This is a genomic window from Kribbella ginsengisoli (assembly GCF_039537185.1).
GTDB lineage: Bacteria > Actinomycetota > Actinomycetes > Propionibacteriales > Kribbellaceae > Kribbella > Kribbella koreensis.
In genome coordinates, this window is record NZ_BAABAA010000004.1 from 70,419 (window position 1) to 92,625 (window position 22,207).

The 22,207-nt window shown below is 68.0% G+C and carries 21 protein-coding genes; 2 read left to right on the forward strand and 19 right to left on the reverse strand.

The features are described from left to right. Positions 1–24: 24 nt before the first annotated feature. The gene (locus ABD768_RS16755; RefSeq protein ID WP_343963501.1) at positions 25–354 is read left to right on the forward strand and encodes a nuclear transport factor 2 family protein; all 330 of its coding nucleotides are present in this window, start codon (positions 25–27) and stop codon (positions 352–354) included. On the opposite strand, the gene ABD768_RS16760 is transcribed toward ABD768_RS16755, so the two are convergent. The 14 genes from ABD768_RS16760 to ABD768_RS16825 all read right to left on the reverse strand — a co-directional run bounded on the left by ABD768_RS16760 (position 344) and on the right by ABD768_RS16825 (position 15,399). Beyond that, the gene (locus ABD768_RS16760; RefSeq protein WP_344841512.1) at positions 344–1,327 is read right to left on the reverse strand and encodes a zinc-dependent alcohol dehydrogenase family protein; all 984 of its coding nucleotides are present in this window, start codon (positions 1,325–1,327) and stop codon (positions 344–346) included. The two genes, ABD768_RS16755 and ABD768_RS16760, sit on opposite strands and share 11 nt — an antisense overlap. Before the next feature lie 24 nt (positions 1,328–1,351). Then, on the reverse strand, positions 1,352–2,371 hold the full coding sequence (locus ABD768_RS16765) for an alcohol dehydrogenase catalytic domain-containing protein (RefSeq protein WP_344841513.1): 1,020 nt from the start codon (positions 2,369–2,371) through the stop codon (positions 1,352–1,354). Between the two features lie 75 nt (positions 2,372–2,446). Then, positions 2,447–3,022, reverse strand: coding sequence for a TetR/AcrR family transcriptional regulator (locus ABD768_RS16770; RefSeq protein ID WP_344841515.1), 576 nt, complete (start codon positions 3,020–3,022; stop codon positions 2,447–2,449). A 70-nt stretch (positions 3,023–3,092) separates the two neighbouring features. Next, positions 3,093–3,242: a PIN domain-containing protein gene (locus ABD768_RS16775; RefSeq protein WP_344841517.1), complete on the reverse strand. Its 150-nt coding sequence runs from the start codon at positions 3,240–3,242 to the stop codon at positions 3,093–3,095. Between the two features lie 278 nt (positions 3,243–3,520). After that, on the reverse strand, positions 3,521–7,069 hold the full coding sequence (gene smc / locus ABD768_RS16780) for a chromosome segregation protein SMC (protein WP_425552028.1): 3,549 nt from the start codon (positions 7,067–7,069) through the stop codon (positions 3,521–3,523). Between the two features lie 229 nt (positions 7,070–7,298). Further along, positions 7,299–7,454 carry a hypothetical protein gene (locus ABD768_RS16785; protein WP_328326390.1) on the reverse strand — a complete coding sequence of 52 codons (156 nt, stop codon included), beginning with the start codon at positions 7,452–7,454 and terminating at the stop codon, positions 7,299–7,301. Between the two features lie 180 nt (positions 7,455–7,634). Then, on the reverse strand, positions 7,635–8,489 hold the full coding sequence (mutM, locus tag ABD768_RS16790) for a bifunctional DNA-formamidopyrimidine glycosylase/DNA-(apurinic or apyrimidinic site) lyase (RefSeq protein ID WP_344841520.1): 855 nt from the start codon (positions 8,487–8,489) through the stop codon (positions 7,635–7,637). Between the two features lie 163 nt (positions 8,490–8,652). Next, a complete protein-coding gene (gene rnc / locus ABD768_RS16795) occupies positions 8,653–9,384 on the reverse strand; it encodes a ribonuclease III (protein ID WP_343963517.1) in 732 nt (243 codons plus the stop codon). 15 nt (positions 9,385–9,399) lie between these two features. Beyond that, positions 9,400–9,591 carry a 50S ribosomal protein L32 gene (gene rpmF / locus ABD768_RS16800; RefSeq protein ID WP_270137530.1) on the reverse strand — a complete coding sequence of 64 codons (192 nt, stop codon included), beginning with the start codon at positions 9,589–9,591 and terminating at the stop codon, positions 9,400–9,402. Between the two features lie 84 nt (positions 9,592–9,675). Beyond that, a complete protein-coding gene (locus ABD768_RS16805) occupies positions 9,676–10,188 on the reverse strand; it encodes a YceD family protein (RefSeq protein ID WP_343963521.1) in 513 nt (170 codons plus the stop codon). A gap of 128 nt (positions 10,189–10,316) precedes the next feature. Beyond that, positions 10,317–10,787, reverse strand: a complete 471-nt coding sequence (gene coaD, locus ABD768_RS16810) for a pantetheine-phosphate adenylyltransferase (protein ID WP_343963523.1) — start codon at positions 10,785–10,787, stop codon at positions 10,317–10,319. Beyond that, positions 10,780–11,343: a 16S rRNA (guanine(966)-N(2))-methyltransferase RsmD gene (rsmD, locus tag ABD768_RS16815; RefSeq protein WP_344841524.1), complete on the reverse strand. Its 564-nt coding sequence runs from the start codon at positions 11,341–11,343 to the stop codon at positions 10,780–10,782. The genes coaD and rsmD overlap by 8 nt, the downstream gene beginning before the upstream one ends. A gap of 109 nt (positions 11,344–11,452) precedes the next feature. Then, a complete protein-coding gene (gene recG / locus ABD768_RS16820) occupies positions 11,453–13,711 on the reverse strand; it encodes an ATP-dependent DNA helicase RecG (RefSeq protein ID WP_344841525.1) in 2,259 nt (752 codons plus the stop codon). Beyond that, positions 13,708–15,399, reverse strand: a complete 1,692-nt coding sequence (locus ABD768_RS16825) for a DAK2 domain-containing protein (RefSeq protein WP_343963529.1) — start codon at positions 15,397–15,399, stop codon at positions 13,708–13,710. Before ABD768_RS16825 ends, recG begins: the two co-directional genes overlap by 4 nt. Before the next feature lie 53 nt (positions 15,400–15,452). Here ABD768_RS16825 and ABD768_RS16830 point away from each other — a divergent pair, with 53 nt between their 5' ends. Then, complete coding sequence (locus tag ABD768_RS16830) at positions 15,453–16,457, forward strand: SAM-dependent methyltransferase (RefSeq protein WP_344841528.1); 1,005 nt, start codon at positions 15,453–15,455, stop codon at positions 16,455–16,457. A 238-nt stretch (positions 16,458–16,695) separates the two neighbouring features. On the opposite strand, the gene rpmB is transcribed toward ABD768_RS16830, so the two are convergent. The 5 genes from rpmB to ABD768_RS16855 all read right to left on the reverse strand — a co-directional run bounded on the left by rpmB (position 16,696) and on the right by ABD768_RS16855 (position 22,141). Further along, positions 16,696–16,917, reverse strand: a complete 222-nt coding sequence (gene rpmB / locus ABD768_RS16835; protein ID WP_328326414.1) for a 50S ribosomal protein L28 — start codon at positions 16,915–16,917, stop codon at positions 16,696–16,698. Positions 16,918–16,990: 73 nt separating this feature from the next. After that, positions 16,991–19,000: an aldo/keto reductase gene (locus ABD768_RS16840; RefSeq protein WP_343963534.1), complete on the reverse strand. Its 2,010-nt coding sequence runs from the start codon at positions 18,998–19,000 to the stop codon at positions 16,991–16,993. A 19-nt stretch (positions 19,001–19,019) separates the two neighbouring features. Then, positions 19,020–19,847 carry a carbohydrate ABC transporter permease gene (locus ABD768_RS16845; protein ID WP_343963536.1) on the reverse strand — a complete coding sequence of 276 codons (828 nt, stop codon included), beginning with the start codon at positions 19,845–19,847 and terminating at the stop codon, positions 19,020–19,022. Next, positions 19,837–20,859 carry a carbohydrate ABC transporter permease gene (locus ABD768_RS16850; RefSeq protein ID WP_343963538.1) on the reverse strand — a complete coding sequence of 341 codons (1,023 nt, stop codon included), beginning with the start codon at positions 20,857–20,859 and terminating at the stop codon, positions 19,837–19,839. Before ABD768_RS16850 ends, ABD768_RS16845 begins: the two co-directional genes overlap by 11 nt. 1 nt (position 20,860) lies before the next feature. Continuing rightward, positions 20,861–22,141: an ABC transporter substrate-binding protein gene (locus ABD768_RS16855; protein ID WP_344841531.1), complete on the reverse strand. Its 1,281-nt coding sequence runs from the start codon at positions 22,139–22,141 to the stop codon at positions 20,861–20,863. Positions 22,142–22,207: the final 66 nt, after the last annotated feature.

Consider the following 22,207-nt stretch of genomic DNA (forward strand, 5'->3'; position numbering starts at 1 on the left):
GGAAAGCCTGGTTATCTTTACGTTATGAGCACTCAGGAGAACCTGCCGGCCGCTGTCCGGCGCGTACTGGCCGCGGTCGACGCCCTCGACGCGGACGCCTTCGTCGCGGCCTTCGCACCGGACGGATTCGTCGACGACTGGGGCCGGCAGTTCCGCGGCCCGGAGCGGATCCGGTCCTGGAGCGACGGCGAGTTCATCGGCAAGTTCGTCACCTTCACCGGCACGGAGGTGTCCACGCCCGGAAACCCGGTCACCGTCGCCACCCAAGTAGGTGGCGACGGCTTCAACGGGCCCTCACACTTCACGTTCGACGTACAAGACGATCAGATCGCGTCGATGACGATCACGGCTTGAAGACGATCTTCCCGGTACGACCGCCCCGCCGGTGGTGGTCGAGTGCCTTGCGGTACTCGGCCACCGGGTAGCTCGCCTCGACCTCGGCGCGGAGCACGCCCTGGGCAACCAGTTCGGCGAGCTCCCCGTACGTCGAGGCGATCTGTTCCGGCGTGGAGTTCTGCAGCCAGTTGACGATCCAGATCCCCCGCAACTTCAGTTGCCGGTAGAGCGAGTCTCGCCGCCCGACCGGTACCGGCTGGCCGGTGACGGACGAGTAGCTGACCACGGTGCCCTCGAACTCCAGCGCCGATCCCAGCGCGCCGACGGTCGCGTCGCCGGCCCCGTCGAGTACCAGCTTGAGCTGCTGCCCACCGAGCTCGGCCTTGATCCGCTCCGCCAGGTCGTTGCCATCGACAACTACCAGGCCGGCGCCCTGGCGGCGGAGCCGATCGGCCGCCTCTTCGCTCCGTACCACGCTGAGCACCTTCAGGCCCGCCCGCTTGGCCAGGGCGAGCGCGTACTGGCCGACGGCCGAGCTGCCCAGGTTCTGCCCGATCCAGTCGCCCGGCTGGAGGTCGACGTACTCGGTGAGCATGAGATGCGCGGTCAACGGATTGATGGCGACCATCGCGAGTTGCTCCGGGTCGCCCTCATCGGTCACCGGTACTACGTTCCGCGCGGCCACCACCACTTGGTCGGCCCAGGTCCCCTGCTCGTAGTTCGGCAGGATGACCACCCGGCGGCCGACCAGCGCCTGGTCGACCGACGCTCCCGCCGCGGTCACCCGGCCGACACCCTCGGTGCCGAGCGCGAACGGCGGCTTGGCCTGGAACCCATAGGTGCCGGCGGCAATCATCAGGTCGACCGGGTTGATCACCGCGGCCTCGATCGCGACCAGCACCTGATCGGCGCCGACGGTCAGGTCAGGATCGGTGACGAGCGTGATGTCCTTGTCGATGTCACCGATCGCGTTCAGAATCAACTGGCTCATAGCTGTTCCCCTCTTGGATTTTTGTCAGCGTTCGAGGTCGAGGACCATCCGGAAGCGGGCAGCGCCGGACATCATCCGGGCGTACGCCTCCGCGGCGTCCTCGATCCCGACCGGCTCGACCATCGGCCGGACGTCGTGGGCGAGGCTGAACGCGAGGTTCTCCTCGTTCTCGAGCGGGGTGCCGGTGAGCGACCCCTCGATGCTCTTGTTGCCGAACAGCAGTTGGACGGTGGGCACCTCGATCGGGTCCGGCGCGGCGCCGACGACGATCAACCGGCCGCCCCGGGCGAGTCCGTCGAGCAGCGGTGACATCGACGCGCCGCTGGAGGCGGTCGGGATGATCACCTTGGCGCCGCCGAGCGCTTGCAGGGCCGCGGCTTGGTCGACGGCGGTGCTGTCGATGTACTCGGTCGCGCCGAGCTTCAGCGCCAATTCACGCTTGTCCCCGCCCCGCGCGACGGCGACGACGCGGAGGCCGAGCTTGGCGGCGTACTGGATGGCCAGGTGGCCGAGTCCGCCGATGCCCTGGACGGCGACCAGATCGCCGGGCCAGAGGCTCGCCTTGCGCAGCGCGTTGTAGACGGTGATACCGGCGCACAGCAGCGGAGCGGCCTCCACGGCGTCGAACTCCTCCGGTACTGCGACCAGCCCGGTCGCCCGAGTCGTCACGTACTCCGCATAGCCGCCGTCGATCGAGTCGCCGAGGATCGCCTGGTCGGTGCAGTAGACGAACTCACCCCGCCGGCAGGACTCGCAGACGCCGCAGTGGCCGCCGAAATACCCGACGCCGACCCGCTGGCCGACGGTCCAGCTGGTGACGCCGGCGCCGAGGGCGTCGACCCGGCCGACCACCTCGTGGCCGGGGATGATCGGCGTACCGGCCTCGTGGTGGTGGTAGAGGTTCTCGACCCCGACGACGTCGCTGTGGCAGATGCCGCAGGCCTCGACGGCGATCCGGACCTGGCCCGGTCCCGGGTCGGTCAGCTCACGCTCGACCAGGCTGAAGACGCCCTCGGTGGCGTGCACAGCGCGGTAGGTGGTCATGATCCTTGCTCCTAAGACGGTCGGTCATCTTGGACTGGTCAAAAGAGAACCCCTCGGCGGTCGAGGGGTTCGGCGTCAGCCCTTGAACAGGCTGCCGAAGGTGATGCCGAAGAAGATCTCGAAAGGCTCTGCCGACTTGAAAGCACGCGCCTGGATCAGCGTCCCCTCCCAGGCGCTCAGCAAGTAGCGCGCCGTTTGATCCGCATTGAGCTCCCGAGGAATGCCGCCGGCCTCCTGCCCCTCGGCGATCGCCCCTGCGAGCAGCCCACTCCAGCGCTCCAACCCGGCCCGTACGCCGGCCCGGATCGGCTCACTGTGGTCGACGATCTCGGCCCCGAAGTTGCCCAGCAGGCACCCACGGGTGATCCCGGAGCTGATCATGTCATCCCGCATGCCCTCGAAATGCGCACGAATCCGCGCCACCGGCTCGACCGAGCTGTCGGCCAGCTCCGTCAGCCGGCCCCCATTCCCGTACCGCTCCAGCGCCACGATCGCCAGCGCTTCCTTGCTCTCGAAGTGGTTGTAGAACGACCCCTTCGGAACCCCGGCCCGATCCGTGATGTCCTTCACCGCCGCCGCGTTGAACCCCCGCTCATGAAACTGAGCCAGCGCCGCCTCGACGATCTCTTCCCGCATACTCCGCCGCGCCATGCCACCAATATGACCGCCCGTCTTAATCATGTCAAGCGGGTACCACCACGATGCTGACGCAGCCCAGCGATCAGATCGCCACGACGGACAACACGTCCTCGAGACCCTTGAAGCCCTTGGCGTTGCGCATGTACAGCGGCAACCCTCTGGTCGAAGCGATGGCGCCGATCATCAGATCCATCCGCCGCGGCCGCGGGTCTCGCCCGGCCGAGATCGCCAATGCAACCAGCGTGCCGTAACGGGCAGCACTCCGGGAGACGATTGGCGTCCAACAAGCCGAGATCGATAAATGCGAGGTGTCCAGCACGCCTGTGTCCAGCGAATCAGTGACGGTCGCGCATCCAAGGGTCACCTGCCGGATCGTCGCCGACCCGGTCGTCGCCGCCGAAGAACTCGTCGGCCTCCTGGCGTAGCAGCCCGGAGTCCACCCGCGGCAACCGCCGATGCCGTGCGACCAACTCTTCGGCGGTCAACCGTCGCCGCGCGAGACAGGCGGCGCTACGCGGGCTCGGCTTCCCGGATCCGCTGGGAGATCACTGCGGAGACGCCGTCGCCTCGCATGGTGACGCCGTAGAGGGCGTCGGCTACCTCCATGGTGCGCTTCTGGTGGGTGATGACCAGGAGCTGGCTGTTCTCGCGGAGCTCTTCGTAGATCTCCAGGAGGCGGCCGAGGTTGGTGTCGTCGAGGGCTGCTTCGACCTCGTCGAGGATGTAGAAGGGCGAGGGGCGGGCCTTGAAGAGGGCGACCAGGAAGGCGACCGCGACCAGGGAGCGCTCACCACCGGACAGCAGCGAGAGGCGCTTGACCTTCTTGCCGGGTGGGCGGGCCTCGACGTCGATACCGGTGTTGAGCATGTCGTCGGGGTCGGTCAGCACGAGCCGGCCCTCACCGCCGGGGAACAGCCGGCTGAAGACATGTTCGAAGGCGACCTCGACGTCGCGGTAGGCCTCGGTGAAGACCTGCTCGACCCGGTCGTCGACCTCCTTGACGATGTCCATCAGGTCGCGACGGGACTTCTTCAGGTCCTCGAGCTGCTCGGCGAGGAAGCGGTGCCGCTCCTCCATCGCGTCGAACTCCTCCAGCGCGAGCGGGTTGATCCGCCCCAGCTGGCCGAGCGCGCGCTCCGCCGTCTTGAGCCGCTTCTGCACCTTGGCCCGGTCGAACGGCTCACCCTCGAGCTCGAGGGTGTTCTCGTCGCCGTCCTTCACCAGCGGCGGTACCAGCTGGTCCGGCCCGTACTCCGCGACCAGCGCCTCCACCTCGGTGCCCAGCTCGCTCAGCGCCTTCTCGTACAGGGCCTCCAAGCGCATCTTCTGCTCGGCCCGGGCCAGCGCGTCGCGGTGGACGGTGTTGGTGAGCTGCTCAAGCTCACTGCTCAGGTTGCGAGTCGCGGACCGGGCCTGGGCCAGCGCAGTCTCCCGCTCGGCCCGTTGAGCCTGGATGGCCGACCGCTCGGTCGCCGCAAGCTTCAGTGAGTTCTCCAGGCGGGCCAGTACGTGACCAGCGGCCAAGTGGACCGCCTGGGCGGCCTGGGACTGCCGGGCCCGCCGGGTCGCCCTGGCGATCGCCCGAGCCCGGGCCTCGCGCTCCTGGCGAGCCGCACGCTCCAGTGAGTCGGCCCGGCCGGACAGGGCCCGCGCACGCTCCTCAGTAGTCCGCAGTGCGAGCCGTGCTTCCATCTCGGCCGCACGGCCGGCCTTCGCCGCTTCGGCGAGCCGGTCACGCTCGGTCGGGTCGGGCTCGTCGCCGTCTTCGTCGCCGTACTGCTCGACGTCGCTGAGTCGCTTCTCCAGGTCAGCGAGGCCGGACAGGTTCTTGTCCCGCTCCTCCGCCGCCGCAGCGATCGCCTCAGCCATCCGCTGGGCCTCACCGCGGGATGCCTTCGCCAGCGACCCGAACTGGGCCAGCTGCTCGGCCACCGCGGCCATCGACGCGTCCGACTCGTGCAGCCGGGCCAGCGCGATCTCGACGGACTCCTTCTGGCTCCCCCGCTCGCGCTCCATCGCGGCCAGCTCGAACCGCAGCCGCTCGCTCCGGGCAGTCGCCTCGGTCAGCTTCTCGGCCGCCTCGTCGACGGCCGACTGCACCTCGATCAGGCTCGGCGCCGCGTCAGACCCGCCGTACGCGAAGTGCGCACCCAGTACGTCGCCCGCGCGGGTGGCGGTCGTGACGTCGGGCAGATGCTGCACCAGCGAGCGCGCAGCCGGTACATCCTCGACGACAGCCACCTTGCGGAGCAGGCGGCGGAGTGCCGGGCGCAATGTCTCGGGGCAGTCGACCACATCGACTGCGTACGTCGCGCCGTACGGCAGCGAGGGCCAGCTGGAGTAGTCGTCAGCCGGGGCGTCTCCGAGGAGCAGCCCGGCGCGGCCGAGGTCGTGCTCCTTGAGGTGCCCGACAGCGTTCAGCGCGGCCTGCGTGTGGGTCACCGCGACGGCGTCGGCCGCCTCGCCCAGCGCTGCGGCGATAGCGGTCTCGTAGCCGGGTCGGACGCTCAGCAGGGCCGCCACGGAGCCCATCAGGCCGGTGATCTGCTCGGAGGCGGCCAGCAAAGCGCCGGCGCCGTCCTTGCGGTTGAGGCCCATCTCCAGGGCGTCCTTGCGGGCGGTCAGCCCGGCGCGCTCCCGCTCGGCGTCGCGCTCCTCGGCGCGGAGCTTGGTGAGGCGCTCGTCCAGCTCGTCCAGGACGCTCTGGGCCGCCTCGTACTCCTCGTCCAGACCGCGCTCACCGGCGTCAAGACCGGCGACCTGGGTCTCCAGGGCGGTGAAGTCGTGCTGCGCCTTGGCAGCCCGCGCCTCGGCCTCGCGCTGGTTGGTGGCGAGCCGGCCGATCTCGGACTCGGCTGCGGCCGCGCGGCTCTTCAGCGCGTTCACCTGGCCGGTCAGCCGGGCCAGGCCCTCGCGGCGGTCAGCGGCAGCCCGGATCAGCGCCGCGATCCGGCGCTCCTCCTCCGCGTGCTGTGCTTCCAACTGCTGCCGGTGCTCGATCGCCTGCTGCAACAGCTCGGAATGCGCCTCGACCTCGGCCTCGATCTGCGCCTCGGTCTCGCGGACCCGGGCCGCTTCCAGCTCGAGCTCTTCGGGGTCGCGCCCGCTGCGGGACTCCTCGGCCTCGTCGTTGAGCGAGCGGATCCGGTCGGCGGCGATCCGGGCGGTGCCCTTGATCTTCTCGCCGAAGCCGGACAGCGAGTACCAGGTGTCCTGGGCGGCCTGCAGGGCCGGCGCGTCGGTACGCAGCGCGTCCTCCAGCTCGGCTTCCATCTCCCGCGCCTCGCGCAGGGCAGCCTCGATCTGGGAACGCTTCTCGGTCAGTGCCGCCTCGTCCTTCAGCTCCGCCTCGAGCGCGGACTGGGCCTGCACGATGTCGTCGGCGAGCAGCCGGGAGCGGCCGTCACGGACCTCGGCCTGGATCGTCACCGCCCGCCGCGCCACCTCCGCCTGGCGCCCGAGCGGCTTCAGCTGGCGACGGATCTCGGCGATCAGGTCGCCGAGGCGGTGCACGTTGCCCTCGGTCGACTCCAGCTTGCGGAGCGCCTTCTCCTTGCGCTTGCGGTGCTTCAGGACGCCGGCGGCCTCCTCGACGAAGCCGCGGCGGCCCTCAGGGGTGGCACGCAGGATCGAGTCGAGCTGTCCCTGGCCGACGATGACGTGCATCTCGCGGCCGATACCGGAGTCGCTGAGCAGTTCCTGGACGTCCAGCAGGCGGCAGTTCTGGCCGTTGATCTGGTAGTCCGAGCCGCCGTTGCGGAACATCGTCCGCGAGATGGTGACCTCGGTGTAGTCGATCGGCAGCGCGCCGTCGGTGTTGTCGATGGTCAGCACCACCTCGGCGCGGCCCAGCGGGGCACGGCCCGAGGTGCCGGCGAAGATGACGTCCTCCATCTTGCCGCCACGCAGCGACTTGACGCCCTGCTCACCCATCACCCAGGCGAGACCGTCGACGACGTTGGACTTGCCGGAACCGTTGGGCCCGACGATGCAGGTGATCCCCGGTTCGAAGTTCATCGTCGTGGCCGACGCGAACGACTTGAAGCCTCGGAGCGTCATGCTCTTGAGGTACAAAGCGATTGCTCCCAACCCGTGAAAGGACAGACGATACCGAAAGGAACCGTCATAACCGCAATCGCGCCACTTGACGCCCTGTGACGCTGCCGCTACCGGGGGAAGTAGTTCCAGTAATCACTGTACCTACAGGACACATGAAACCGGCGGAGGCCCGGACGGGGGCCGCCGCCGTGTGTGGTGCGGTCGGTAAGGGTGGTGCGGCTTCGGTAGGTCAGACCGAAGCAGGCTCGCGCAGAGCCTCGTCTACCGTGAGCAGACGCCCGTCGTGTACGGCTGCGACCAGGTGGTCGTTCTCAGCCTGCAGGCGCATCACGTGCGCCTCCAGATCGGCGACACGCCGGTTGAGCAGACGTACCTGCTCGAGCATGCGCGGGTCAGTGCCTCCAAGGTGCCCTAAAAGAGCCTTGGCCATTGTGCTGTCCTCCGGAAGGGTTCTGGCAGTGGGCGCCCCTGGGGTCCGCGGAGCGCAGAATTGTGTGCCGTCTTTCAGGGTGACACCGGGATCGGGTTGGGTCAACCTGGGCTACTGGAATTAACCATTTCCCGCTCACCACCGGGCGTGTCGCGGTACCGGCTGGCACTTCGGGCAGCGGAACGAGGAACGGTTCATGAACGGTTCGCGACGGATCGGGCGGCCGTCGCGGGGGCACGGCGAATCCTCTTGGCCGTAGACCGCGAGACCCCGCTCGAAATAGCCGGATTCCCCGTTCACGTTGACATACAGGGCATCGAAGCTGGTCCCGCCGACGGCCAGCGCCTCCCCCATCACCGCCTTGGCGTGACCGAGGATTTCCCTTGCCTGCAAGGGTTTCATCGTCTCGGTCGCCTTGGCGTAATGCAGCTTCGCGCGCCACAAAGCCTCGTCCGCATAGATATTCCCGATCCCGCTGACCAGCGTCTGGTCGAGCAACGCCCGTTTCAAACCGGTCTTCTTCCGGCGCAGCGAGCTGACGAAAAGGGTTTCGTCGAACAAAGGATCGAACGGGTCCCGGGCGATGTGCGCGATCTCCGCGGGCAGTTCGGCGCCGCCCTCGGAGTAGGAAAGACCACCGAACATCCGCTGGTCCAGAAAACGGACCTCTCCGCCGTCGTCGGCGAACCGGAAACGGATCCGCAGGTGCTTCTCGTCCGGCGCCCCGACCGGCTGCACCCGGAACTGCCCGCTCATCCCCAGGTGCGCCAGGACGGCGTCCCCGGACTCCAGCGGGAGCCACAGGTACTTCCCGCGCCTGGCCGGGGTCGCGAACGTCTGCCCCTTGAGCAGGGCGGCGAAATCGTCCGGCCCGGCGAGGTGCCGCCGTACCGGCCTCGGATGCAGTACTTCGACGGCGTCGATCGTTCGCCCGGCAGTGAAATCCGTGAGTCCGCGGCGAACGACCTCTACCTCTGGAAGCTCAGGCACCGGTGTCCTGCCTTGGGGAGTCGTGCGATGGCTCCGGTGTCCGGGTGGGTGCATCGCAAGGCGGAGGAAGTCCTCGATGCGGTGTTCATCGTGGACTTCCGACAACGCAGCGAGGTGCCCGCCCGGGCGCCGGAGACGGCGTGCGAATCCCCAAGGCAGGACACTAGGGTTGCTGGGAGGGGTCTGTGCTGTCCGGGTGGGCTGCTCTGAGCGCCTTCCAGGCGGTCTCGGCAGCTTGCTGCTCGGCTTCCTTCTTGCTCCGGCCGATGCCGTGCCCGTAGGTGTCCGACCCGATCCGCACCCGCGCCTCGAAGGTCTTGGCGTGGTCGGGACCGGACTCGGCGATCACGTACTCCGGTACGCCGACCCCCAGCTGGGCCACCAACTCTTGCAGGCTGGTCTTCCAGTCCAGGCCCGCGCCCAGCCGCGCCGACGACTCCATCAGCTCGTCGAACAACGTGTGCACGACCCCGCCGGCCACCTCGAAACCACGATCGAGGTAGACCGCCCCGATCAGTGCCTCGACGCAGTCGGCCAGGATCGACGACTTGTCCCGCCCACCGGTGGCTTCCTCGCCACGGCCGAGCCGAAGGTACTTCCCCAGCTTCAGCTCACGGGCGACGCCCGCCAGCGCGCGCATGTTGACGACCGCCGCGCGCAGCTTGGCGAGCCGGCCCTCGGACAGGTCCGGATGGTTGCGGAACAGCGACTCCGTGACGATGACGCCGAGCACGGAGTCCCCGAGGAACTCCAGCCGCTCATTGGTCGGCAACCCACCGTTCTCGTACGCGAACGAACGGTGGGTGAAGGCGTGCTCCAGTAGTGGGTCAGCCAGCGATACGCCGAGCCGCTGGTTCAGCTCGGCGTAGAGCCCCGATTCGTTGGCAGAGTTCACTGTGAAGGTGGCCGTTTAGCTCTCGACGACCTGGCGACGCTCACCCTTGGCGCCGTACTGGCCGCAGGTGGGGCACACGGTGTGCTGCAGGTGCTTCGCGCGGCAGGCGGGGTTCACGCAGGTGACCAGCGAAGGCGCGGTGGCCTTCCACTGGGCCCGGCGGTTCCGGGTGTTGCTGCGCGACATCTTCCGCTTCGGAACGGCCACGGTTATGACTCCTCGGTTCGGCCGGGGGCTTGCGACCCGGCCGGCTGGCTGGTGACTTGGAAAAGCTTTCAGGAACTGCTGGTACTACTTCTTCTCATCCTGCCCGAGCAGGCCCTGCAGAGCGGTCCAGCGGGGATCGACACCGTCCTCGTGCTTGTGGCCGGGCTCGTCCTCCAGTCGCACCCCACACTCGGGGCACAGACCAAGGCAGTCGTCCGAACACAAGGGCTGGAACGGCAGCGCGAGCACCACCTGGTCCCTCAACGCCGGCTCGAGGTCGATCAGATCGCCCTCCATCCGGCTGGCCTCGTCCGGCTCGGCGTCGCTCTCCGGGTAGACGTACAGCTCCTGGACGTCGGCGAGGAACTCGTCCTCGACATCGACCAGGCACCGCGCGCACTCCCCGACCAGCCGGCCACTGGCCGAACCGGACACGAGCACCCCTTCGACCACCGCTTCCAGTCGCAGATCGAACTGGATCGGGTCGCCTTCGGGAACACCGATCACGTCGATTCCGAGGTCGGCCGGTGCCGGTGCCGTGAAGGAGACTTCGCGCTGGGACCCGGCGCGGCGTGACAGCTCGTGGGTATCGATCACGAGTGGGGACCGCGGGTCCAAGGCGCTCAGGACATCCCTTTCAGGCGTAGGCAGGCAGAATCTCGGTCTCAACAAGACCAGTGGACAACATTACCAACTTCAGTCCGTCTGACCCAATCCGGGGCTCGCTAGAGCGTGGCGAGCAACTTCGCGTGAACGCTGGGCGGCACGAAGTCGGCCACCGGACCGCCGAGTTTCGCAATCTCCTTGACCAGGCTGGAGGAGATGAAAGCGTTCTCCGGCGCGGCCGGCACGAAGAGGGTGTCCACGCCGGACAGCCGCCGGTTCATCTGGGCCATCGGCAGCTCGTAGTCGTAGTCGGACCCGGTCCGCAGCCCCTTGACGATCACACCGGCGTTCTCGGCCCGGCAGTAGTCGACCACCAGCCCGTCGAAGGTGCCGACCCGGACGTTGCCGAACGGCGCGGCGATCTCGGTCAGCATCGCCACCCGGTCCTCGACCGTGAACAGCCGCTGCTTGGACTGGTTCACGCCGGTCGCGACGATCACCTCGTCGAAGGCGGCCGACGCCCGGGCGATCACGTCCAGGTGGCCGTTGGTGGGCGGGTCGAAGGTACCGGGGAACACAGCCCTACTCATGGCGGTGACCGTACCAAAGCCTGGCCTCGCCGTACTTGCGATCCCGCAGCGCGGCGAACCCCGCCGGCCACTCCCATGGCTCACGCTTGCCCCGCTCGACCACGACCACCGCGTCCTCGGCCAGCCACCCGCGCGCCGCCAGTGTGGTCAGGACCTCCTGCAATTCAAGGGTGTCCAGCTTGTACGGCGGGTCGGCGAAGACCAGGTCGATCGGGTCACCCGAATTGGGGCTGGCGGCAACCTTCTCGACCGGCCTGGTCAGCAGCGTCGCACCTGGCATCGACACCACCTTGATGTTCGCGGCGATCACCTCGGCCGCCTGACGATCGGCCTCGACCAGGACGACCCGCTTGGCGCCACGGGACAGCGCCTCCAGGCCGACTGCTCCCGATCCGGCGTACAGGTCGAGGACGTGCAGGCCGTCGAAGCCACCGAATTCGGCTTCCAGCGAGGAGAAAAGCGCCTCCCTGGTGCGATCCGTGGTCGGCCGGGTGCCGTCACCAGGGGGTACGGCGATCCGACGACCGCCCGCTACTCCCCCAACGATCCTGGTCATGGGGCCTCCCGTTCTAGACTGAGGAGCGAAGCGACGAGGGAAGCGACGAGGGAAGAACGGGAGTTCAGCCCCATGACCCGCCGAGCCGGAGGCGAGGCCGAAAGCAGAGTCACGTTTTCTCCAGGTAGTCGGTGGCTTCGGACTCCAGCGCGCTGCGCACGAAGGAACGTAGTACGGGGTACTCCGCGAGCTCGGCGTCGACCGAGATCAGCGAGTTCGCGACGTGCCGGGCGGTCAGGATGATGTCCTCGTCGCGGAGCACGCTGAGCAGTTTGAGGCTGCTCCGGCGACCCGACTGAGCGACCCCGAGCACGTCGCCCTCACGCCTGGTCTCCAGGTCGATCCGGGACAGCTCGAACCCGTCCGTCGTCGCCGCGACCGCCTCCAGCCGTTGCATGGACGCCGAGCCCGGCCAGGTGTAAGTGACCAGCAGGCAGAGCCCCGGCACCTTGCCCCGGCCGACCCGCCCGCGGAGCTGATGCAGCTGCGAGATGCCGAACCGGTCCGCGTCCATCACCACCATCGTCGACGCGTTCGGCACGTCGACGCCGACCTCAATGACGGTGGTCGCGATCAGTACGTCGATCTCGCCGGCCGCGAACCGGGTCATCACCGAGTCCTTCTCGTCGGCCGGCAGCCGCCCGTGCAGGATCTCGACCCGCAACCCGTCCAGCGCCGTCTCGAGCACCTCGGCCACCTGGAGCACCGAGATGGCCGGCCGGGTCTTGGCCTTGGACTCGTTGCGCCCGTCGTCGCCGTCGTTGAGCTCTCCCTGGGCGAAGTCGCCTTCCTCGTCTGCGGCGTTCTTCACGTCGTCGCCGATCCGCGGGCAGACGACATACGCCTGATGGCCCTTGCCGACTTCCTCCCGGACCCGCTGCCAGGCCCGCTCGAGCCAGTCCGGCTTCTGCAGCGCCGGCACCACATTGCTCGCGATCGGCGACCGGCCGGCCGGCAACTCGGTCAGCGTCGACACCGAGAGATCGCCGAAGACCGTCATCGCGACCGTCCGCGGGATCGGGGTCGCCGTCATCACCAGCGTGTGCGGGGTCGCGTCGCCCGACTTCGTGCTCAGTGCTGCCCGCTGCTCGACACCGAACCGGTGCTGCTCGTCGACCACGACCAGCCCGAGATCGGCGAACTGCACCTTGTCCTCGAGCAGCGCGTGCGTACCGACCACGATCCCCGCGGCGCCACTGGCCGCGTCCAGCATCGCCGTACGCCGCGCTGCCGCGTTCAACGACCCCGTCAGGAGCCCCACCCGGGTCGCCTGCTCGGCCCCGCCGAGCATGCCCTGCTCGGCGAGCTCACCGAGCATCTTGGTCAGCGTCTTGTGGTGCTGGGTCGCGAGGACCTCCGTCGGGGCCAGCAGTACCGCCTGGCCGCCGGCGTCGACCACCGAGAGCATCGCCCGGAGCGCCACCACCGTCTTGCCGGAGCCGACCTCACCCTGCAGCAGCCGGTGCATCGGATGCGGCCGGGCGATGTCGGCGAAGATCTCGTCGCAGACCTCGGTCTGCCCGTCGGTCAGCGTGAACGGCAGCCGCTTGTCGAACTCGTCCAGCAGACCGCCCTCGGTGCGCTCTCGTGGCACGGCCTTCAGCGCGTCCGTGACGGCCCGGCGCTGCGCGAGGATCGTCTGCATCACCAGCGCTTCCTCGAACCGGAACCGCTTCTGCGCGACCTCGATGTCCTTCTCGGTCTCCGGCAGGTGCACCTTCTGCAGCGCCTCGCGCAGGCCGATCAGCCGCTCCTTGCGCAGGATCAGCTCGGGGATCGGGTCGTCGACCTCCTCGAGGTTGTCCAGCACGATCTTGATGCTGCGCTCGATCGTCGCGGTCGGCAGCTTCGCGCTGGCCGGGTAGAGCGGCCGGAACGGCTTGGCCCGGCGCTCGATCTCCTCCTCGGTCAGGTCCTCCTCGTCGAGGATCTCGGTGCCGGGGCCCTTGAGCTGCATGGTCTCGCGGAACATCGTCACCTCGCCCCAGAACAGGGCGGCCGTGCCCGCGACCAGTTTGTTCGCCAGCCAGGGCTGGTTGAAGAAGGCCAGCTCGAGGTCGTTGCGGCCGTCGGTGACGACCACCTTGGTGATCGTCTTGTGCCGGCGGAACTTCTGCACGTCGTCGGGGCGGATCTCCTGCTTGGAATCCAGCGAGCGGACGGTGACCTTCTTGACCCGCCCGCTGACCGTCGCCTGGTCGCCGACCTGCAGCTCGTCGAACGGGGTCAGCTCGCCCTTCTTCAGGTACCGCCGCGGGTAGTGCCGCAGCAGCTCCCCGACGGTCTCGATGCCGAGCACCTCGGAGAAACTCTTGGCCGTCTTCGCCCCGACGAAGTCGCGGAGCTTGCGGTCGATGTCGGTCTTCATTCCACCCCGATCAGCAACGGGTACCTTTCCTGTCCTCCGTCGTACACCACGACATCGACATCCCGGCGAATCCGCCGCACGTGCCGCACCACCGCGTCGACCAGCCCGGCCTCCACCTCGCTGCCGGTGACGACCGTCATCAGCTCGCCACCACCGCCCAGGAGCCGGTCGACGACGCCGGTCGCGGCGGTCTCCAGATCGTCGGTGATGAGGCTGAAGTCGCCGTCCACGACGCCGAGCGCGTCGCCGATCCTGCAGGTGCCGGCCATTGTCCACGCGTCCTTGACGGCGATCGTCACCGCGCCGTGTCGTGTCTGACCAGCGGCTGCTGACAGCTGGACCACGGCGTCGTCGAAGCTCCGCTCGGGGTCGTGGACCGCGATGGCCGCTAGTCCTTGCACCTGGGCTCTGGTCGGGATCACTGCTACGCGGATGCCGTCCTGCCGGGCTGCGGCCGCCGCTGCTTCGGCTACTGCGATGGAGTCGCTGTCGTTCGGCAGTATGACGATCTCCGGCGCGCCTGACCGCTCAATAGCCTTCAGCAGCTCACCAGTCGAGCACCTGCGCCCCGGACCACCCCGGACGACCACTGCCCCCGACCCTTCGAACAACTCCGCCAGCCCGTCCCCTGCGGCGACGGCGATCACAGCCCTGTTCGGAACGGGCACCCGGTGAGCCATGTCCGCGAAGTGGGTCACCCTGATCCGGTACGGCCGCCCGATCCCGATCCCAAGCTCAATCGTCGCCCCGACGTCATCCGTGTGCACATGGACGTTCCACAGCTCATCCCCACCAACCACCACCACGGAGTCCCCCAACCCCGCCAACTGCTTCCGGAAGTCGCCGATCTGCTCGTCGGCAGCCTCCAGCAGATACATGACCTCGTACGACGGTCCGTCCGGGTCCAGGTCGGTCCCAGCCGCCCCAGGCAACTCCTGAGGCGCGACCCGAGCCGGTACGCCGCTGGTAGCCGCCGGAGCCCGCCCCGACAGCACCGACTCCATGGCCCCGAGGATGACCACCAACCCGGCCCCACCCGCGTCCACCACACCTGCGCGGCGCAGTACCTCCAACTGCTCAGTCGTCTTGGTCAGCGCGACGCGGGCCGCCGCCACAGCCGCCAGACACACCTCAGCGACGCTCTTCCCCGCATTAGCCGCCTCCAGAGCCGCATCCGCGGCCTTGCGCGCGACAGTCAGCATCGTCCCCTCGACCGGCTGAGCCACCGCGCTGTAGGCCGCATCCGCCGCAAACACCAGGGCATCTGCAAACGCAGCGGCCTCGCTCATCCGAGCATCCGCGAGCACAGCTCGCGTCTCGCCAGCGCGAGCCGCCTCCCCCAATGCGGAGTCCGCCGGATCTGATGGCACGGGCGGAAGGTTTTCCGCCAACCGGAGTCCGCATGCCCGGACCAGCTGGGAGGTGATGACGCCGGAGTTGCCTCGTGCGCCCAGGAGGGCGCCTCGGCCGAAGGCCTGGACTGCTTCGGCGAAGGTTAGGTCGCCGGCCGGGAGGGCGTCGCAGGCGGCTTCCCAGGTGAGGTACAGGTTGGTGCCGGTGTCGCCGTCGGGGACCGGGTAGACGTTGAGTTCGTCGATCTCGGCCCGGGCGCGCCCGAGCTCGGACAGCGCGGTACGGGCCCAAGCTCGCAGTACCGCCGTCGTCAGCACCTCTCCACGCACATCCACGCCCGGAAGGCTAACCGGTCCGGCCCCACGCGGTGGACGTCCTACCATGTGGCGTGCTCTCAACCCTGTTCTCGGTGGCTACCGACAGCTATGACCTGGCGGTCCGCGAGATCCGGGACGAGTTCGGCCCCCGGGTGAGGGTCGAGCGGGTCAGCGGCGACCTCGGCCGGATCACCGAGAACGGCCCCTCGATCGAGGAGCTCGCCGCCGCCTGCAACGACGGGCGGATCGTCTTCGTCCGCCATCTGACCTCCGAGATCGCCGGCTTCGGAGTCAGCGAGGTGCCGCCGGGACACGAACTGGCGGAACTGATCCTGGCCGAGCTGCCGCGCCATCCGCAGGCCCTCGCAGTACAGACGTGGACGGACGGACCAAGCAGCGGCGGCTCGTACTACCACCTGCTCGAGCCTGCGCTGGCCGAGCGCGGGATCGAGGTCAGCCGCGCCGGCCAGGAGCTCGTCGTCTCCTGCTTCGCCTCGAAGAAGCAGGTGCTGATCGGTCTCAACCGCCTCGAGCACAGCCTCTCCGACTGGCCGGGCGGCCGGATGCGGCTGGCCCGCTCGGACGACCGGGTGTCGCGCTCGGAGTTCAAGCTCGAAGAGGCGATCCAGACCTTCGACCTGCAACTCCCCCACGGCGGCAAGGCACTCGACCTGGGCGCCAGCCCCGGCGGCTGGACCCGCATCCTGCGCCGGTACGACCAAGAGGTCTGGTCCGTCGACCCCGGCGACCTGGAGCGCCGGGTCGCCGCCGACCGTGGCGTCCATCACGTAGCCACCACAGCCGGCGAGTTCTTCCGCCGCAACCAGCTCCGCTTCGACGTCGTGGTCAACGACATGCGGATGGACCAGCTCATGAGCGCCCGCGTCATGCTCGACGCCATCCCCCACCTCCGCCGCGGCGCCCTCGCGATCGTCACCCTCAAAGGCGGCGCCCGAAACCCCCTCGACGCCGCCCGCCGGGCCATGGACATCCTGCGCAAGAACTACGACATCCAGACAGCCCGCCAGCTCCACCACAACCGCAACGAACTGACAGTCATCGCCCGAGCCAGGTAGTCGGCTACCCCCGGTCACGCCGCAGTAACTCGGACCGCGACCGGCTGTGGCGCGACGTCCTACTCGCCCGTGCGCCGTTCTTCGCGAAGTACGAGGCAAAGGCCGGCCGGGTCATCCCGGTGACTGTGCTCGAGCACGCCGCGCCTTTGCCCTGACCGGATACAGCAGTAGGCGCCCGGGATGTACCCGGGCGCCTCTGGGGCCCTACACGGAGGACGGCCTGGTGCGGCCGGTCGTACTAGCCGACTACGCGCTGAACCTTGCCCGCCTTGATGCAGGACGTGCAGACCTTCAGCTTCACGGGCGTGCCCTTGATGACCGCGCGGATCGGCTGGATGTTGGGGTTGAAGCGACGGTTCGTGCGCGCCTTGACCCGACGGATCATCGCGCCCTTGCCCAGCCGGGCAACGCTCTTGCCGAACATCGGCTTCTTGTCGCAAATATCGCAAACTTTAGACATGATTCTCCGTGATTAGGGTCGAGACACCGACAGACCATGTTACACAGCTGCTGATGCGTCCACCAATTCGGCATCAGCCCAGGTCAGCGGCTGTCAGCCAGGTCACATCCTGGGCCGACAACTCCACCGACAAGCCGGGCAACGAGGTCCGCGTCTCGCTCAGCTGACGCGGTCCGATCAACGGGAACACCGGGTACGGCTGATGGAGCAGCCAGGCCAGCGCGATCGCCGTCGCACCCACACCATACTTGTCCGCCAGTTCCTCCGCGCGCCGGAGTCGCTCGAAGTTGCCGTCGGAGTAGAAGCAGCGCACCAGCTCCTCGTCCGACCGGTCCTCCGGCTTCGCCCGCCCGGTGAAGAATCCACGCGCCTGACTCGACCACGGGAACAGCGCGACCTGCCGCTCCCGCAGCCACGCCTGCGACTCGTCGTCGCTGACATGGCGGCAGCCGGCCCACGGTACGTCGTACGCCCGCGCCAGACTCAAGTGATTGCTCAGCAACGTGAAGGGCTGCTTCCCCTGAGCCGCCGCGTACGCATTGGCCTCGTCGAACCGGGCCGTCGTCCAGTTCGACCCGCCGTACGCCTTGATCCGACCCGCCTGGAAGTGCGAGTCGAGCACGTCGACGAACTCCCCCACCGGGATCGACTCGTTGTCGCGATGCATCAGGTACAGGTCGACATGGTCGGTCTGCAGCCGCTCCAGCGACTCGAACAGCTGCCGGGTGATCGACTCCGGATCGCAGTACGGCGTGTGCGCGCCCTTCCCGATGACGACGATCTCGTCCCGGTTGCCCCGCGACTTCACCCACTGCCCGAGCAGCTTCTCGCCGCGTCCGCCGCCGTAGATGTACGCCGTGTCGAAGGTCGTCCCACCCCGCTCGACGAAGTCGTCGAACATCGTCGCCGCGTGCGGCAGCGTCAACTGGTTGTCGACGCCCATCACCAGCCGCGACACCTGCTTGCCGAGGCCGGGCACCTCGCCGTACGTCATCGGCGCGTCGTCACGCCGGGCCAGCGGCCGCCCGGTCACCGTCGGGATCAGGATGTCGTCGCGCTCGCTGTCGTACTGCTGCCCGATCAGCTTGCGCCACTCGTCCTGTACTTCGAGATTGCCCAGCGTGTCAGCCCACGACATCTCCGGCGCCTGCCTGGCCTCGATCGCCGCCGCGACCGCATCGGCCTCGGCCGTGTAGATGAACGCGGGCTCGGCGGAGATGTCGCGCGGCTCCTCCCCCACCTTGTGCAGCGTCACGTGGGTGGGCTTGCCGTCGCCGCCGAACCACGGGTCCTCGATCACGAGGTACCCCTCGCTGCCGAGCACCCGCACCCGGTTCTCGTCGTTGAGGCGGACCCCGGTGCTCACCTGAGCAGTCATCCCGCTGTCGAAGAACAGCGTCGCGACCGCCCATTCGTCCACCCCGGTCTCACCGACCTGGCCGACCGCGGTGACCGCCGCCGGATCGGCGTACGGGGCTCCGATGGCCGCGCCGGCGATCAGGCGCGCGTACGAGACCGGGTAGCCGCCGACGTCGAGGATGCCGCCGCCGGCCAGCTCGTTGGCGAAGATCCGGCTCTCGGCGTTGAACGACGCCTGGAACCCGAACGACGCCTGGATCTGGTGCACCTTGCCGACCGCCCCGTCGCGGACCAGCTGGGCGACCAGCTTGGTCTGCGGCAGGCAGCGGTACATGAACGCCTCCATCAAGAAGACGTCGTTGCGGATCGCGGCCTCGATCATCGCCGCCGCCCACGACCGGTTGATCGCGAGCGGCTTCTCGCAGAGCACGTGCTTGCCGGCCTCGGCGGCCTTGATCGCCCACTCCGGGTGCAGCGGGTGCGGAGTGGCGATGTAGACGGCGTCGACGGTGTCGTCGGCGAGCAGTTCGGCGTACGAGGCGTGCCGGTGCGGGATGTCGTACTTGTCGCCGAACGCGTCGGCCGACGCCTGGCTGCGGCTGCCGACCGCGGCCAGCTCGCCGGTCGAGGACGCGGGGATCTGGCCGGCGAACCGGGAGGCGATGTTTCCAGTACCCAGAATTCCCCAGCGGAGTTTGCTGTTCTGCACAGAGGTTCCCCTCATCGAGGTGCGGTCAATAGGGTCAGAACTTCATGGCGCCGGCGGCGATGTCGGCGATGAAGTGGCGTCCTCCGATCAGGAAGACGCCGATCAACGGAATCACACTCATCAGGGCACCCGCCATGACCATGCTGTAATCGGTGCCATAGACGCCGTTCAGTTGCTGCAGCGCGACCTGCAGGGTGAGCTTGTTCGGGTCCGTCATCACGATCAACGGCCACAGATAATCGTTCCAGACGTTGATGAACGTGAAGATGCCCAGGAACGCCAGCCCGGGCCGCAGGACCGGCAGCCCGACGGTCAGGTACTGCCGGAAGAAGCCGGCGCCGTCGACCTTCGCGGCCGAGATCAGCTCGTCGGGGATCGCTCCCTTGGCGTACTGGCGCATCCAGAAGATGCCGAACGCGTTCGCGGCGCCCGGGATGATCAGCGCCTTCAGCGACCCGATCCAGCCGAACTCGGCCAGCGTCACGAACTGCGGGACGAGCGCCAGCTGGGACGGGATCATGAAGGTCGCGAGCAGCAGCCCGAAGAGCAGGTTGCGGCCGGGGAACTCGTACTTCGCGAAGGCGAACGCGGCCAGCGAGTCGAAGAACAGCACCAGCACGGTGACGCCGAGGCTGGCGATCAAGGTGATCAGCATCGAGCCGAAGAAGTCGATGTTGTCGAGCACGTGGCCCATGTTCTCGAACAGGTGCGAGCCGACGAACAGCTTCGGCGGGTAGGTGAAGATGTCGCTCGTGGTGTTCGAGGCCATCACGAGCATCCAGTAGAAGGGGAAGATCGAGACCAGCACGCCGAACATCAAGACGACGTGGCCGACGACGGTACGGACTGTCTCAGTGCGCATCGGTCAGCTCCTTCTCCCGGGCGATCTTGGCGTCGATCCGGCGGGCCGCCCGCTTGGTGATCCGTTCGTCGTCGTTGCCGCCGATCAGCCGCCAGTTGATGATCGAGAACAAGACGATCAGGATGAACAGCGCCCAGCCGATCGCGGCGCCGTAGCCGAACTGGTGCTTGCCGAACGCGCTGTCGTACAGGTACGAGACGATCGTCAGACCGCCGTCACCCGGCCCGCCGATCGCCCCGCTGCTGCCGAACAGCACCTGCGACTCGGTGAAGATCTGCAACCCGCCGATGGTGCTGGTGACCGCGGTGAACAGGATCACCGGTCGCAGCAGCGGCACCGTGATCCGCCAGAACGTCTGCCGTGGTGACGCGCCGTCCATCTTGGCCGCCTCGTAGACATCCGCCGAGATCGCCTGCAGCCCGGCCAGGAAGATGATCGCGTTGTACCCGGTCCAGCGCCACAAGACGATGCTCGCGATCGCCACCTTGATCCCCCACGGCGCGCTCAGCCACTCGATCTTCTGCAGCCCGACCGACTGCAGGAACGCGTTCAGCAGGCCGAAGTTGTTGCTGAAGACGGAGCCGAAGACCATCGTGACGGCGACCACCGAGGTGATGTTCGGGACGAAGTACGCGATCCGGTAGAAGCTGCGGAACCGCGTCGCGTTGTGCAACGCGTTCGCGATCACCAGGGCCAGCAGCAGCATCGGAACGGTCGAGATCACCCAGATGACCAAGGTGTTGGTGATGGACTTCCAGAAGCTCGGATCGGTGAGCAGATAGCTGTACTGCTCCAGCCCGACCCATTTCATCTGGCCGATCCCGTCCCAGGAGTGGAACGACAGCCAGATCGAGAACAGGATCGGGAACGCGCCGAAGACCGCGAACAGGATGAAGAACGGCGACACCGCGGCGTACTGCGGAAGCGCGCGCCGGTACTTGCCCGGCGGCCGGTCCGGCGCTGTCTCCGCCGTGGTGACCGCAGAGGTGCTGATCGCGTTGCTGACCGCCATCTCAGATCGCCCCCGCCCGGGTGAGTTCGCGCTCGACCTGCTTCTGCCCGTCCTTCCACGCCTGGTCGGACGACTTGCCGCCGACCTCGACGTTGACCAGCTCGGCCGCGAGTGGATCGCGGATGATGGTGTCGTACGGGCTGAAGTACGCGCCCGGGTACTTCTTGGCCGACTCGGCGAAGACGTCGACGATCCGCTGGCCGCCGAAGAAGGGGTCGGGCTCGGTCAGTCGCGGGTCGGTGTAGCTCGCGGGCGTGGACGGGAAAAGTACCGGGTCCTTGAACGCCTCGGCCTGGTTCCTGGACGACTCCAGCCAGCTGATGAAGGCGAACGCGGCGGCCGGATCCTTGCAGTACTTCGTGATGGCGAGGAACGACCCACCACGGTTGCCGGCGCCGCCCGGGGTGGCGCACACCCGCCACTGCCCCTTCGTCTTGGGGGCGGCGTTCTTCGGCCCGAGCTGCGCCCACCAGACCGCACCCACGAACGCGACGAGCTTGCCGTTGGTGACGACCGCGTTGGCATCGGTACTGCCCGACTGGGCGTTGGCCGACAGGCCTTCCTTGACCACCCGGACCGACAGGTCCCAGGCCTGCCGGATGTGGTCGCCGTCGCCGATGTACTGACCGTCGGGGGTCATGTAGCGCTTGGTGAGCTGGGCGATCGCGTAGTCGAAGACCGAGGTGATGTTGTCGGTGATCGACGATCCCGGCACGGCCTGCTTGACCTTCTTGCCGAGCTGGATGAAGCCGTCCCAGTCGGGCGCCGCGGCCTGCACGTCAGCCGGTTCGGTGGGTACGCCGGCCTTGGCGAAGATGTCGTGCCGGTAGAACAGCGCGGTCGGGCCGGTGTCCATCGGGTAGGCCATCATCTTGCCCTGCGGGGTGATGCCGAGCTTCCACTTCCAGTCGAGGAAGTCGCCCTTGAGCTTGTCCGCGCCGAGCTCGTTGAGGTCGTGGAACTGGTCCGCGTTCGGGAAGTACGTCGCGACGTCGTCGTTGATCGCCATGATGTCCGGGACCAGCGACTTGCCGGCCAGCGCGGTCAGCACCTTGGTCTTGTAGTCACCGCCGATCCGCGTCATCGAGAGCTGCTTGGAGGTCCCGGGGATGGTCTTCTCGGCCTCGCTGATCAGCGAGTCGTTGACGGAGCCGACCCAGGTCCACATGCTCAGCTGGTCGGCGGCTCCGAGCGAACTTCGTGATCCGCAACCGGTCAGCCCGGCTGCCGCGGCCCCTGTCCCGGCGCCGAGCACCAGGAACTGCCTGCGTGTCACTGTCATGAACCGCCTCACCTGCACCTTCGTCACCGACCGGTTGGGGAGTACTCGTGTTCATTTTCGCCAGAA